12 protein-coding genes are annotated in these 15257 nt (G+C 44.7%); 7 read left to right on the forward strand and 5 right to left on the reverse strand.

Translation table 11 applies throughout. From position 1 onward, the window contains the following. The first annotated feature begins 15 nt into the window (after positions 1-15). Entirely contained in the window at positions 16-1221 is a 1206-nt protein-coding gene (locus tag JUB14_RS18610) for a glucuronyl esterase domain-containing protein (RefSeq protein ID WP_207508295.1), read from the forward strand. 459 nt (positions 1222-1680) lie between these two features. Here JUB14_RS18610 and JUB14_RS18615 read toward each other — a convergent pair whose 3' ends face one another. Beyond that, positions 1681-2856 carry an MFS transporter gene (locus JUB14_RS18615; RefSeq protein ID WP_207508297.1) on the reverse strand — a complete coding sequence of 392 codons (1176 nt, stop codon included), beginning with the start codon at positions 2854-2856 and terminating at the stop codon, positions 1681-1683. 94 nt (positions 2857-2950) lie between these two features. Between JUB14_RS18615 and JUB14_RS18620 the strand changes: the two genes are divergently transcribed. From JUB14_RS18620 to JUB14_RS18630, 3 genes are all read left to right on the forward strand, one after another. After that, entirely contained in the window at positions 2951-3700 is a 750-nt protein-coding gene (locus JUB14_RS18620) for a DeoR/GlpR family DNA-binding transcription regulator (protein WP_207508299.1), read from the forward strand. Between the two features lie 447 nt (positions 3701-4147). Then, positions 4148-4723 (forward strand): Crp/Fnr family transcriptional regulator, encoded by a 576-nt coding sequence (locus tag JUB14_RS18625; RefSeq protein WP_207508301.1) that lies wholly within the window; start codon positions 4148-4150, stop codon positions 4721-4723. A gap of 77 nt (positions 4724-4800) precedes the next feature. Further along, positions 4801-5241: a carboxymuconolactone decarboxylase family protein gene (locus tag JUB14_RS18630; RefSeq protein WP_207508303.1), complete on the forward strand. Its 441-nt coding sequence runs from the start codon at positions 4801-4803 to the stop codon at positions 5239-5241. A 202-nt stretch (positions 5242-5443) separates the two neighbouring features. Here the strand turns inward: JUB14_RS18630 and JUB14_RS18635 are convergent, their stop codons facing one another. From JUB14_RS18635 to JUB14_RS18650, 4 genes are all read right to left on the reverse strand, one after another. Continuing rightward, entirely contained in the window at positions 5444-6049 is a 606-nt protein-coding gene (locus JUB14_RS18635) for an FMN-binding negative transcriptional regulator (RefSeq protein ID WP_207508305.1), read from the reverse strand. A gap of 93 nt (positions 6050-6142) precedes the next feature. Continuing rightward, complete coding sequence (locus JUB14_RS18640; protein WP_207508307.1) at positions 6143-6736, reverse strand: HD domain-containing protein; 594 nt, start codon at positions 6734-6736, stop codon at positions 6143-6145. A gap of 974 nt (positions 6737-7710) precedes the next feature. Next, complete coding sequence (locus JUB14_RS18645; RefSeq protein WP_207508309.1) at positions 7711-8196, reverse strand: FKBP-type peptidyl-prolyl cis-trans isomerase; 486 nt, start codon at positions 8194-8196, stop codon at positions 7711-7713. A gap of 168 nt (positions 8197-8364) precedes the next feature. Next, on the reverse strand, positions 8365-10788 hold the full coding sequence (locus JUB14_RS18650) for a PAS domain-containing sensor histidine kinase (protein ID WP_207508319.1): 2424 nt from the start codon (positions 10786-10788) through the stop codon (positions 8365-8367). A gap of 361 nt (positions 10789-11149) precedes the next feature. Here JUB14_RS18650 and JUB14_RS18655 point away from each other — a divergent pair, with 361 nt between their 5' ends. The 3 genes from JUB14_RS18655 (at position 11150) to JUB14_RS18665 (ending at position 15242) form a co-directional block, all read left to right on the forward strand. Then, positions 11150-12145, forward strand: coding sequence for a YeiH family protein (locus JUB14_RS18655; protein WP_207508321.1), 996 nt, complete (start codon positions 11150-11152; stop codon positions 12143-12145). A gap of 386 nt (positions 12146-12531) precedes the next feature. Next, positions 12532-12732 carry a hypothetical protein gene (locus JUB14_RS18660; protein WP_207508323.1) on the forward strand — a complete coding sequence of 67 codons (201 nt, stop codon included), beginning with the start codon at positions 12532-12534 and terminating at the stop codon, positions 12730-12732. 77 nt (positions 12733-12809) lie between these two features. Further along, positions 12810-15242, forward strand: coding sequence for an alpha-L-rhamnosidase-related protein (locus JUB14_RS18665; protein WP_207508325.1), 2433 nt, complete (start codon positions 12810-12812; stop codon positions 15240-15242). The last annotated feature ends 15 nt before the right edge of the window (positions 15243-15257 follow it).

Here is a 15257-nt window from a genome sequence, read left to right on the forward strand (position 1 = left end):
TTTATAGGCAGCAACATGAATAAAAACAGACTTATGAAAATATCAATCCTTCTACTTACCGTACTCCTTTTTTCGCCGTACCTGTACGCTCAAAATTATGATGAGTCCAAAGTAGGTGAATATACATTACCTGATGTACTTGTTACAGAAAGCGGTAAGAAAATTACTACTAAGAAAGAGTGGGAACAAACCCGTAGGCCGGAGGTACTTACCCTTTTTGAGGAACATGTATACGGTCAATTTCCTAAAAAGTATGACCGTCTGGAGTATTCGGTCAAAAACGAAGACAGGAATGCGATGAATGGGAAAGCACATTTGAAAGAGGTAGAATTGGTCATAACCAATAATAACAAGCCGGTCAGAATTAACATAGTTATGTTTATTCCGAACAATTTAAAGAAACCAGCGCCTGCCTTTTTATTAATTAACAACCGTAGCAAACGCAACACAGCAGCATCTCGTGATACCCTAAGTGAATTTTGGCCTGCCGAAATGGTCATAGATGCCGGGTATGCTTTAGCGGCCTTTCATGTGAGCGATGCTGCTCCGGATAATAAAAATACCTATCAAAATGGGGTACTAGAGCTATACCCGGAGCAGATTAATGCAAACAACGGTATGCGGGCCATCGGGGCCTGGGCTTGGGGAGCCAGTCGGGTGCTGGACTACTTTGAAAAGGATAAAGATATTGATGCAAAGAAGGTAGCCGTAGTTGGTCATTCCCGTGGGGGGAAAGCTTCTTTATGGGCCGCTGCGCAGGATCAGCGATTTGCCATCTGCGCCTCCAACTGTTCAGGAAACACGGGGGCTTCCCTGTCGCGTAGAAACTTTGGGGAGAGCGTTGAGCGGATCAATACAAGTTTCCCGCACTGGTTTACTACAAATTACAAGCAGTACAATAGCAATGAAAATGCTTTACCAGTAGATCAGCACATGCTAATCGCTCTGGTAGCACCCCGACCCGTTTACGTGACTAACGCTTCCAAAGATCTTTGGGCGGATCCAACAGGAACATTTCTCGCAGCTAAAGAAGCCGAAAGCGTTTATGAACTGTACAAATTAGAATCGAAGCTTCCACAAAGGCCTCCTGCAATAGATACACCAATAGTTAGTCCCCCAATAGGTTATCATAATCGTGAAGGGATTCATGATCTTACAAAATATGATTGGGCTAGATTTTTAGAATTTGCTAATAACCACTATAAGAAGAACGTCCCTTGAGGCATAGAGTTGTTATAGGAAATATGTAGTGTTGATATTTAGATCGATCCCCTGGAAGCAGCCTAAAAAGGTCGCTCCCAGGGGATCTTTATTAGATATATGTACATGAGCCGGCATGCAAATGGTTTCCAGCAGTGGCTAGTGATGTTTACGAATTACGATAATATAGCTTACTGAAAAATAGGCAATAATTTATTAGAAGGAAGGTAAAAAGTATAGGAGCCAACTTACAAAAAATAATAGCTATTGCTAGCCTTAAGGATGCAACACCCGAGGCTAGTACTAAGACGAATTATAGTTACATAAATGCCTCTGTATAAAGACTACTAAGTAAATCTGGCATACAACAACTTGAGCAGCCGCTAATCCAGCACTGGCGCTCTCGTGCTAAGCCATGATATGCATGAACCGAAAAAATAGCCTTCTTTATGAATCCTGTGGAGCTGTTTTTGACAACTGTTATACTCTCTTTTCGGATATTGGGTAGAGCCGTGAGATGGTTAAATATAGTATACACATGATGACTGCTTCAAAAACATGAATTTTGCTTATTACTTCAATACCAAAGTAATCTATCATCAGGCCAGCAAAACCAGGCAGTAAAGCTCCTCCAATCATGGCTGATGATACCTGATACCCCACTGCGTTTCCAGCGTGGCGGTCCCCGATACGGTCTGGTGTCATGGCAATGAGGCTGGGAAAAACAGGAGCAACAAAAAAACCCATCATGATGATACCTCCCAATACGATAGGCTCAGTGGGATTGAGGGCGAACAGTAAAGCGCCTACAATAGCTCCGAAAAAACAGGTGGTTAAAACCTTATGTACAGAAAATCTAACCATGATGAAGCCGAACACAATTCTTCCAGCCGTCAAACTACCCCAGTAGACGCTCGTCCAAAATCCGGCTGTTGCATCGGGTATCATCCGTGACTTGGTGAGTATAGTAAATATCCATTGACCAATACTTATTTCGGTGCCGGTATAAACAAAGAAAAGCAGTATGCTTAGCCAGGTACTTGTAAGAGATAACGTTTCCCGGGGTTTTGCAGGCGCGACGACTTCCTCCTCCTTGTTACTGGTGCCTCTCCACCATTTAAGTGTTAGGAAAAAGATAAGCGCCAGAGTAAGTTGAACAATAGCAACTGTTGTGTACCCCAGTGACCAGCCGGAGTTTCGCATGAGGTAAAAGGACATGATCACAGGCCCTAATGTGGCTCCGATACCATAAAAGGCATGTAGCCAGTTCACAACACTGGTGCTAAAGTTGGAAGCAGCAAAAGTATTGATGGAAGCATCAATCGCCCCCCCTCCTGCCCCCAGAAGAAATGCCATCGCCAATAGAACTACCCATATCCCACTATACGCATATCCAAATAGACTTACTCCTGTAACCATGCAACTAACAGCAAGTAGTGTTCCTAACTGCATTTTGGACATGATATAGCCCGTATTAAAACTGGCAAAGAGATACCCTGCAGTAAAGCATATGAGCAGCAGTCCCAACGAATCCAGTGAAACCCCATAATCTACGCGTAAAGAGGGCCAGGCTACTCCTATCAATCCATCTGGTAAACCCAGGCTGATGAAAGCCACAAAGCAGATCAGGATTAGAAACGATTTATGATTACTCATCTAAATAGTAATATTTTAATATGTGTTAACTTTTTGAATCATGAAGTACGAATAGTCTTTGCAAACATACACGGTTTTTGCATAATATTGCATCATGATAAAGGAAGAACGTCAGAAACATATTGTAGACAAGTTATACAAGGCACACAAAGTCACTTTTGAAGAGCTAACGCAGGAGTTACAAGTCTCAGAAGATACCATTAGGCGAGACATAGATCTACTCAATAAAAGTGGACTCCTAACAAAGGTTAGGGGAGGTGCTATTATCCGGTCTTTAAATCCATTTACATTCCAGGACCGGCAAAACATCTACTCTGAGACTAAGCATATTATTGCTCAAAAAGCACAACAACTGATCAAAGCCGGGCAAACCATTTTTATGGATGGAGGTACCACTATTTGTGCCGTAGCACACTACTTCCCAAAAGATCTCCCTCTCCGGGTAGTGACTAATAATCAAGCTCTTGTTCCTATACTACGTAGCAATGAAAAAATAGAATTGATCGTGCTGGGCGGGTATTATGATCGTAACACAGAAACAACAGTCGGAGCTCAAACTTGTAAGGATGTAAAAAACTATGTAGCTGACTTATACTTTATGGGTGTCTGTGCCTTTGACAGCCAGCATGGCATCACAGCTGCTGTAAGGGAGGATGGAGAAGTAAAACAGGCAATGATACAAGCTTCCTTAAAATCCGTTGTCCTCAGCAGCAAGGAAAAGCTAGGTAGTACAGATCACTTCAAGGTATGCAGTATGAACGAGATTGATGTACTGATTACTGACCTACTCTACAATGACCCTCTACTTAAGCCATATCTAAGCAGAGACTTAGAAATCATTTAAAACATATAGTACATGTAAACGTAAAGATTGAAGCTGTTTATAAGCGTTCAGCCCTGTTTGCCTAATAGCTTTATGATAAAAAGCCAGATAGACGCCTGATTTAAAAGTTTGAATGATACGAGACAAGGTCAGATTAGGGCCTGTTCCATTGACTGTAATCAGTATACGACTGTAATATTACTTCATTATTTGGTACAGTCAGTGTGCCAAAAAGGGCACTACCAGCCTACTTATTTTCAAACTTTACAAACCTGCTATGATTTGTATTTAAAGTTGTCGGTTCCTGAGGCTTTCTTGTGACTGACTTTTCGGACAAAACAGTGTACAATACAAATAAAACGATAACGTCTAAAACAGAAATAAGGATACCACTTTTATTAATTCATCCTTTATATGAATTGTAATTAGCTTACCTTCAAAACATTATCAGTATTATTGTAGATAGCTATGCCAGCAGTATTCAGAAGTCATTTGGAGAAGTTCATTGAGATTGAAGATGAAGAATACTCGATGATAAGCAGCTATTTTACACAGGTTTCGGTACGGAAGAAAGAAAATCTGATAGAGGAGGGACAGATCTGTAGATCTCATTTTTTTATTTTAAACGGATGCCTGAGAAAATTCTTTATCAATGAGAAAGGCGTGGAGCAAACTACTGAGTTCGCTATTGAAAATTGGTGGATCACTGATAATATTGCTTATGAGAGACAGCAGCCTACCGAATTCTTTATTCAGGCAGTTGAGCCTTCAGAGATACTGGTGATCAACCATGCTTCACAGGAAGCCCTGCTCCGGAACGTACCTAAGATGGAGCGGTATTTCCGGTTTGTTTACCAAAGGGCCTATGCCGCTTCGCAAATGCGCATAAAATACCTGTATGATTACTCTCGTGAAGACCTTTACTACCACTTTCATGATCACTACCCGGAGTTCGTGCAGCGCATACCGCAGTACCTACTCGCCTCCTTCCTGGGGTTTACTCCGGAATATCTCAGTGAAATCAGGGGCAAAAGACGTTCTTAAACTGGTTTAAGTTTATTCCTCGCTCTACTTTCCACCTTTGTTGTGTCATTGTTCATCACAATATAACAACACTTCAAATGGAAAAGCGCATAAACATTATGGAAACACAGGGGCAGGCGACTAAAGCCATGTATGGACTGGAGGGATATCTGGCCACTACCCAACTAACCAAAGCACATAAAGAACTAATCAAGATCAGGGCTTCCCAGATAAATGGATGCGCCTTCTGCATTGACATGCATACAAAAGATGCTCTCAAAAACGGGGAGTCCAGCCAGCGCATTTTTCTACTGAACGCCTGGCGGGAAATAAATCTGTTCTCCTCAGAGGAGAAAGTACTATTGGCCATCACAGAGGAAGTCACACTGATCCACCAGCATGGGTTATCTAATGAGACATATAGAAGTGCCAGAGCCATATTTGAGGAAGACTATATTGCCCAGGTAATCATGGCGGTAGTCATCATTAATGCCTGGAACAGAATAGCGGTAAGTACACAGTTAGAGATTCCACGGTAAAAAGCCTTCTACTTTCTGCTAAATGCAGCCAAAGAGTGATAATAGAGTTGGAATTGTATAAGTGCAGGTACTTTAAGGAAGCTAAGGCTGGGCATCATGTGTTGTTGCTGACGAAAACGTATTTATTAATTTCATAGGTAGAGCACCTTGAATTAGTAAGTACGTTTATGTAAAAGCAAAAACCAGTACCACACCCAGCTACTTATAAACTGCGGATGTAAGAAGCTAAACTTTGCTCGCCGGTGATGGGGCTAGCTTCTAAATGCTGAATAATCCGCTCCCGCTCAACAGAGGTTTTGTTTTGGCTTAGCTTCTTTTGACCTTGTAAGTCCGTCACCTCCAGTTCGAAAGCAATAATTCCCTGCATCATGTTCTTTTTAAATGTATCAGGCAGAGTATCCCACTGATCCAGATAGGCTGGTTCATAAAAGCGTATCGTCTGCTCTAAGACATTCTTTTTAACATTTTCATCTTTAATGATCTTCCCCTTCCCATAGGCATGTACTGCTATGTAGTTCCAGGTAGGTACACTCTCCCGCTTGTCATAATGAATCGGTGAGATATAGGCATGGGGCTCAGTGAAAATGATCAGTGACGTTTCAGATTCAATATTCTGAGCTTGCCTGTTGGCCACAGCAAAGTGAGAACACAGAACCAGCTTCTCTGAGCTGCCATCAATTAGGAAGGGTAAATGCGTTGCTACCGGGACTTGATCTTTAACGGTTATGATCGTAGCAAAACTGTATTGCTTCATAAAAGCAATCATTTCGTCTTTGTCCTGAAATTGAAAATGCTTTGGAATATACATAGTTTAAAGAACTGCTGGCTAACATCGTTTTACAATGGCAAAACTAGCTGTTACAATAATAGGGATTAGTGTATTTTCATAAAGAATATATGATTACTCTTTTTTTAAAATTCCTCTTTCAACACTCTCAATTAACAACTGCTCGGCATATTCCCAGATACGCGAAGAACCCTGATTGATCACCTGTTTTTTGTAATAAACTTTATCAAAGTCTACCCCAAACTCACTCCAGGTACCTCCATTGTTTGATACGTTTTGGAGCAGGGGTTCAAATCGATCCATCGCTCTTGCAAACTTTGCCTCATTGGTTGCCTGCTCTTCAAATTCCTCCCAGATCGCTATCAATTCCCTGGCTTGATCATCGGGTAGTAAACCAAAAATACGTTCTGCTGCCTGCCTTTCTTCCTCCGTATTATCATGACTTTTTTGCGTATCATAAATGAATGTATCTCCGGCGTCAATCTCAACTATATCATGAATCAGAAGCATTTTTACGACCTTCAGGACGTCAATAGGAGCATTAGAATGCTCGGACAATATGATGGCCATCATGGCCAGATGCCAACTATGTTCAGCATCATTTTCAGGTCTGTCGCTATTAAGTAGCTTGGTCTTACGAACGATGTACTTGAGTTTATCGATTTCCTTTATAAACTCTATCTGTTTGAGTAAATGGTCTGGCTGCATAGACGTTTTTGGGACTAAGGTAACTATAATGTAGAGCTGGGGGGCATAAATCTTAAAAAAGCTATTAATATCTCCTACCCTTGCCCTAATGCATTAGACTATACAGATATTTTCATTTACTCCCCTGTCGGATGCCAAACCAAGCCACTGGTTGGACTATCAATTCACCCTCAATTGGTATGGCTTTTAAGTTAGGTTGACCTATTACTTTAAATAAAAAATCTGACAACTTCTTTTCAGGATCAGACACCGGTAGCACCTTCAAGGACGGAGCAGCTATATCTTCGTATGGAATAGGTACTTGTCCATTAAATAAGTACTAGCGCTAAATAGAGGTTGCTGAGGCTAGGTAAGGCAGGACTTTATTAGAAATATAGTTAGAAAGTCCTTATTGAACTAGCCAATAAGGACTTTACATAGTGTGGATATAGTGCAAATCAACTTAACCGTACTTGTAACCCAAGATCCTGCAATTGTTCACTTATATAAACTGACCAATTTCTTACAGGTGGTACGATAGCTACTACTTAGTTGACATAAATTATTTATACAAACCTACTATTACGTAGCGTCAATAGCTTAAGTTTTTCGATTAACTGCCTAAATATTAGCGCTATCTGTCAATTTTCAAAGAAGAATGGTTGCAGTATATTGATAACTATGGAAAGAAGATTAGTGTAAAGTTCGTATGCTATAATGGTCAAGCAAACTTTTATTTGCAACGACTCTCACTTTGTGCCGCCTACAGTACCTTCCCCACTAACAAAATGAATGTAGAGTGAATCGGGTAGATCTGCTTGAACCCGACCAATCTAAAACAGTCTTATTTTACTGTACCAATACTAACACGTATTGAAAGAGCAAACACTCCATTTCGTTAGTATATGTAATTTATTGTACCTGTAACCTCTTTATTAAGGACTTAGTACTTAACAATCGGTCAGTGATACATATCAATATAGTGAGCTACCAAACTAATCGATGGAGATAAGATCAATCTCAAAAATAAGTATTGAATTAGCAGGAATACCTTGTTGGGCCTGCGAACCATAAGCCAGACTTGGGGGTAAATACAGCGTAATACTTCCACCCGGACTAATCATAGGGATGCCTTGCTGCCAGCCAAGGATGAGTCTGGAAAGGTTGAAGCTTACATCTGTTGCGGTCTCAAATGTACTCCCATTCGTTAGTGTACCAGCATAGTTAACCGTTACATCAGAGCACAGAGTGGGTTTGGCACCTGTCCCGGGGGAATTGATCGTATAATAGAACCCTCTTTCATCAGCCGTAGCATTGATTCCGGTTGAATCAATGAATTGTTTCAGAGCAGTCACTTCACTCTGTGGTGCCTTAGTGGTAGGGATAGACAGACTGCAGTCAGCCGGATCAGTTGAATCGCTGTTCTGACAACTACTAGCTATACACATGCCGGTGAGTAGTAGTAATCCATTCCATTTCATACCCATATAATTTTTGAATAAAGTGATTGAATATAGTCTTAACTATCCGGATGAATAATGGTTCGCAGCTGGCTTGATAGTAGAACAGGTTACCCCATGCATGGTTATGAATAGCTCTGTTGAGTCTAACCAATACGATAGACTATGAATACAACAGCCATCCAGTTACTAAACAGGAAGATAGATCTTAAAAGTTGCTCCTTCCCCTGGCATACCCAGGGCTACGATTTTGCCATTATGATTCTCCACCACTTTTCTGGCTATGGATAGTCCTACGCCGGTACCTTCGTATTCATCCCTTGCCTGCAGACGCTTAAATATCTGAAAGATTCTCTCAGCGTACATATTATCAAAGCCAATGCCATTATCAGTTACAGTGATTAAGTGGTAAGCTTTTTCAGCCGGTAGCCCCTCTTCGCCTCCAGAAACGATGGTTGACTTGATATCAATGCTAGGGGCAACTCCCGGGCGACTGTATTTGAGAGAATTGCTTATCAGGTTTTGGAAGAGCTGTTGCAACTGTCTTTTAGAACCAACTAGTACAGGCAGTTCATTTACTGTAACCTGTGCTTTTTTCTCTTCAATGGATAGTTCCATTACCTCTATTACCCTTTTGAGTACTTCATCCAGATCAACATTTTCAGACTGCTGTGGCTGGTGGCTTACATGTGAATAGTGAAGCAGGTCATTTATCAAATCATTCATCCGCAAACTGGCATTTTCTACCCTTCTGAATATGTCGCGTTCTTCCGGACCTAATTTATCGGCCAATTGATTCTTTAATCGACCGGTGAAGATGCTAATTTTACGTATCGGCTCTTTCAGATCGTGGGAAGCAGCAAAGGCAAATTCCTCCAGTTGTGCATTGGATCGCTGTAGTTCCTGGTTGGTGGTCTTTAAATTATCTATGGCTGCGGCCAGTTGCTCCGTGCGTTGCTGTACTTCGGTCTCCAGCGCCTGTCGCGTGTTATGCTCCATCGTTACATCCCTGGACATGCCTTCTATCCGAACAAGCGTCCCATTTTCGTCCCGTATCTGTTTTCCTATGGAAAAGATAATGTAGTTTCTCCCGGTTTTTCGGTTGATGATGGTATGAACATCCGCAATGGTACCATCGTCTTTCCAGTCATAGTCATGAACAAGGTACCGGTGGTGCCTTGGCTGATCTTCCTTGTGTAAACTTTCAAGAATTGTCGCATAAGGTTCTGTGGGCTGATCAAAGCCGTACCAGTCCATCATCCGTTGTGAGTACGTCATGTTCTGAGTCTTCACATCATAACTCCAGGTACCCAGTGCGGCAATATCGATAGCATTGCGAAGGGAAACTTCTGCCGCTTCTACCTTTTTTCGGGCCAGTACTTGTTCTGTTACCTCAAAAGCCGCTGCTACTACCCCGGTAATGGTACCGTCTTTTTCACGATAAGGTTCATATACAAAATCAACGTATACAGTTAATATCTCTTCATTTCGTGGTAATGAAACAGGTACACCAAACCGCTTGACCGTCTCGCCAGTAAGGTAAACAACATTTAACATCTCTTCAAAGCCCTGACTCTTAGCTTCTGGTAAGGTGTCAAAAATGGGTTTTCCGGTAAAAGCAACAGGGTCTTTGCCCCAGAACCGGAACATGAGTTCATTCCCAATTTCTACCACATGATCTTCTCCTTTAAAAAGACACATGGCTACCGGAGCCTGCAAAATGATATTACGCAGATTGGCTTCGCTTTGCCTTAGTATTTTATCCGCAACTTTCTTATCCGTTACATCGGTAAAAAGAAGGGCAACCCGTCGGGCCTCAGGGCGCCCTGTACGGTATGCGTACACATCATACCAGCGACCCATTGCCTCAGATCCCTGGCTAAACCGGGTTGCCTCACCCGTAAGAGCTACTTTGCCGTACAATTCAAACCAATGCTTTTCCAGGCCCGGCACCAGTTCTGTAGCTGTTTTTCCTACCGCATTTTTCAGGCCCGTTTGTTTCTCAAAAATAGGATTGATCTCCAGAAAGCGATAGTCAACCGGCTCATCTGCCTCATCGAAAATGATTTCTAAAACGCAAAAGCCCTGATCCATGGCGTCGAATAAACTACGGTATTTTTCTTCACTTTCCAGCAGCTTCTGATAGGCTACCTGCAGTTCCTGGTGAGCCGCCTGGTCCTCTCCTGCCTTTACCAGCTCAGTGACGTCATCGGAAGTGTGAATGATGTAGGCTACCTCCCCCTCTTCGTTTAGTATAGGTGTATCGTAGATATTCCAGTACCTTTCCCTAAATCTGTTCCCTGTAAGTTGCACATCATAACGCACCCGCTCCAACTGATTCTCTTTCTTGTGCCGCAAAACATACTCCAGCGAAGTCCTGATATCCTTCTGACCCGAATCTTTTTCATCATTGGGATTAGCTGGAAAAACCTCAAATACATCTTTCCCAATAAGCTCTTCCTTTGACATATTGACATATTCGCACATATCCTGGGTAACCGCCACGATGAAGAAATGCGGAGGGCTAGGCTGAAATAAAAACCGCATACCACGGGTAGCTTCGAATATGCTGGTCTGGAAGGATGATATATCCTGACGGATCAATTGGGACATAATATGTAGCGGAAGGAAAGAAAGTCTGAATAAGGGCAATTCATTAAGAGGAAGGAAGTTACTCTTAACAATTGAAAACTTTGATCGAAGTTAATGAAGAATATTAAAATACCAGACTATCAGGAGCCTTTCCTTATACTCAGCAATCAATATTTGTCCAGTTGAAAGAGAATAGTATACCGGCGAAGGGGAATCGTTGCGTAGCAGTTCTACACTCATTGCGAATTATTAATTACAGACGCAACCTTCACTTTCATTAAATATAAACACTCCTATTACTGCTGGTAATGTACCATCAGAATCTCTGATTGGCCTCCACCATAGTACCCGGCTACCTTTGTTTCCAACAATGGCAGTTCCTATGACCTCGATATCAACCACTACCAATCCCACACCAGCACAAAGTCCTGAGCGGAAGCAAAGCCTGCTGGACCACTACTTCAGTGTCCGTGTGCTTCTTTTCAGTGGTGCAGCAGCCCTGTGCCTGACACCGATCATGTCTCCCCCGCTGGCCCTGCTGCTGGGACTTGTCATGGCTCAACTAACCGGACACCCCTTTCTCCACCTCAACCATAAGGTTACGCAGTGGCTGCTGCAGGCCTGTGTTGTTTTACTAGGTTTTGGTATGGATCTCTACAGCACTGTGCAGGCTGGTAAAGAGGGCGTTCCCTTTACCGTTGCCACCATTACCCTGACGCTTTTATGTGGAATACTAGTGGGGAAATGGCTAAATATCAACCGGCATACTGCCTTCCTGATAGCTGTAGGTACCGCCATATGCGGAGGGAGTGCCATTGCCGCCATTTCCCCCGTAGTAAAAGCCAAAGAAAAGCAACTATCCATTTCTTTGGGCACCGTATTTATACTCAACTCTGTTGCTCTGCTGGCCTTTCCTCTCATAGGAAGATGGTTTCACCTGACGCCCGAGCAGTTCGGGCTGTGGTGTGCCTTAGCCATACACGATACGAGTTCCGTCGTGGGGGCGTCAGCCAAGTTTGGTCCCGAAGCCTTACAGGTAGCCACTACCGTTAAACTAGCCCGTGCGCTCTGGATCATTCCGGTAGCTATCGGTACGGCGGCCTGGCTCAATACCGGAAAAGGCAAAGTTAAGATCCCCTACTTCATTGGTCTTTTTATTCTGGCCATGATTGCCCATACATATCTACCAGCGATTGAGCCTGTTACCAGCAGTCTGGTCAAACTGGCCCACCTTGGTCTGACGCTAACCCTGTTTTTGATTGGGGCCGGTTTGCCATACAAAGTCATTCGGGCTGTTGGCTGGAAGCCCTTGGCACAAGGCCTTATTTTATGGGTTTTTATCTCCGCCGTTACCCTTGCGGTTATTCTTAATGTATAGTTCTAATTTTTAGTAAATTTGTATGTTTACTCATGATATACATATAGGAAAGAATCCATCTCTTCACAGTCAATGCAGCTTTCTAAAAACCACTCTCCCAGCTACTATTTAGCCATAGCCCACAGCCCCACTTTACTCAACGGTAATGCCCAGTGGTAACGATTAGGATTTTACAGGCTTATCCTTTACTAGACAAATCACTGCTGCATTTTACCATGCACTATGAGCGTAGTTGTGATTTAACGAGAAGTACCCCAGGATCAGCATAGTTTCATTGAGTTCTTAATGCCCTACGATAGTAGGTGCTGTCTAAAAAGTAACTGAACCCAATAGGTCACACCTTCTCTCGATTACATAAGAAATACACTAGATCAATTTATAAAATTATGAATCTGATTGGTCGAAGAGACTTTTTGCCCCTGCTATCGCTGACTGCCGCAGCAGCATCCCTTCCTTACCATGCATTCGCGTCGGTTTACAAAGCTGACGAATACGTAGAAACAGAAATCACCCACGGCCGCATCCGGGGCACTCGTCAGGATGGGGTTAATATATTCAAAGGTATCCCCTACGGCGGAAGAACCTAGCCAGGAGCTGGCGATGTGGCGCTCCATCGAAAAATTATAGCACCTAAACTACCTATTCCTTTTCAACATTTACTCCAATGAGAGTTCATTTACAATTCATTTTTACTCTTTGTATAGCGGTTGTGCTTGGGCTGCCCAGCCCGCTGGCCGCTCAGCAGCTCAGTGCTGATCTGATGCAGAAGCCCTGGAAAGCCCAGTGGATCACTGGCCCCGGCCGGCCCATCAACCAGTATACCGCCACCTCTGACCTAAGCCTTAGGGATTACGGTGTCTACAAGTTCAGGAAAACCATTGAGCTGAAAGAGAAGCCTGCTTCGTTTGTCATTCATGTGTCGGCGGACAACCGCTACAAGCTCTTTGTGAACGGCAGACAGATTTCACAGGGACCCGCCCGGGGAGACCTCTACTTCTGGAACTTTGAGACGGTGGATCTGGCTCCTTACCTCCAGGCGGGCAACAATACCGTGGCGGCCGTAGTATGGAACGACGGCCGCTTAAAGCCGGAAGCCCAGATCTCGTACCTGACCGCCTTTATCCTCCAGGGTAATACCGCCGCCGAAGAGGTACTGAATACCAATAACAGCTGGAAGACCATCAAGGACGAGAGCTACCAGCCCTTAACCGTACGCGTTCCGGGCTATTACGTGGCCGGTCCGGCCGAACTGGTGGATATGACCAAACACGTCAAAGACTGGCAGAAGGCAGGCTATAATGATAGCCAATGGGTGTCAGCACGCGCAATTGCACCAGGACTTACTAAAGATGCCGCCGTCAACTCTACCGGCTGGATGCTGGTACCGTCTCCGATACCGCCCATGGAAATGACCCAGCAGCGGCTGGTGGCTACGCGCCAGGCCGAAGGGGTGCAGGTACCTGCAGGATTTCCGGCTACCAAAACCAGGGTAACCATACCCGCTAATACCAGAGCTACGATCCTGCTGGATCAGGGTGAACTGACGAATGCCTACCCTACGCTGGTTTTCAGCGGGGGGCGGGAGGCCACCCTGTCGATGGGGTATGCCGAGGCCCTTTACGAAGGTAAGCCTAACGTCAGAATGGGCATGCCCGCCAAGGGCAATCGCAACGAAGTGGAGGGAAAGACGTTCATTGGCAAAGCGGATAGTCTGATCTCCGACGGAACAACGAATCAGGAGTACACCCCGCTCTGGTGGCGTACCTACCGGTACATACAACTGGCGGTCAATACTAAAGCCGACCCGCTGGTCATCGAAGACCTGTACGGGACCTTTACGGGCTACCCCTTCGAGGTGCAGGCCCGTCTCCAGACCCGGAACCCTGAGTTGAAGCAAATGCTTGACATCGGCTGGCGGACCGCCAGGCTTTGCGCCTTTGAGACGTACATGGATTGTCCTTACTACGAGCAGTTGCAGTACATCGGGGATGCCCGCATACAGGCACTGGTATCCATGTACTACGCAGGGGATGACCGGCTGGCCCGGTACGGCCTGACCCTGATGGACCATTCCCGTATACCAGAGGGCATTACGCTAAGCCGTTACCCGACCGATCTGCATCAGCAGATTCCGACCTTCTCGCTCTGGTGGGTAGCTATGTTGCATGATTACTACATGTACCGGCCCGACAGCCAGTTCATCAAAGACAAGCTACCCGGCGCCCGGCAGGTCTTATCCTTTTTCGAGCGCTATCAGCAAGCCGATGGGTCGTTGAAGGATATTCCCTATTGGGTATTTACCGACTGGTCGGAGGGCAAAGGCTGGGACTTTGGTATGGCCCCTATCGGGAAAAACGGGGAGTCGGCCGTGCTGGATATGCAGCTGCTGTGGACCTACCAGCTAGCCGCCGATCTGGAAAACAGGTTAGGCCTGAAAGAACTGGCCAGCCAGTACACGAGCCGGGCCGAGCAGCTAAAGAAGACCATCCAGCGCAAGTACTGGAATGCCAGCCGCAACCTCTATGCCGATACCGAAACCAAAGACACTTATTCTCAGCACGCCAATTCACTAGCTATCCTGGCTGGGGTAACCTCCGCCCCGCAGGCCACTACCGTGGCCCAGGCGTTGCTAACGGATACAACACTGGTTCCGGCATCAATCTACTTCAAGTACTATCTGCATCAGGCCCTGACCAAAGCAGGTAGGGGCGATGATTACCTGAGCTGGTTGGATAAGTGGCGGGAAAATATGACGATGGGCCTCACCACCTGGGCCGAAACATCAGATGTAAGTACAACCCGATCGGACTGCCACGCCTGGGGCTCAAGCCCCAATATTGAGTTCTTCCGTACCGTTCTGGGTATTGAGAGTGACGCCCCTGGCTTCTCCCGAGTCAGGATCACGCCACATTTAGGATCGATTGATGATATCAGCGGTGAAATCCCGCATCCTAATGGAAAGCTGTCCGTTAACTACAAGGTACAGCAGGGTAAGCTTCGGGCTGAGATCAATCTGCCCGAGAGGACAGCGGGTAACTTTGTCTGGAAAGGTAAGTCGCTCCCTTTGAAAGCGGGCAAGAACCAATTTACCCTCTAAATGAGGCAAAGACGT

The organism is Telluribacter humicola (assembly GCF_017355935.1).
GTDB classification, from domain to species: Bacteria; Bacteroidota; Bacteroidia; order Cytophagales; family Spirosomataceae; genus Telluribacter; species Telluribacter humicola.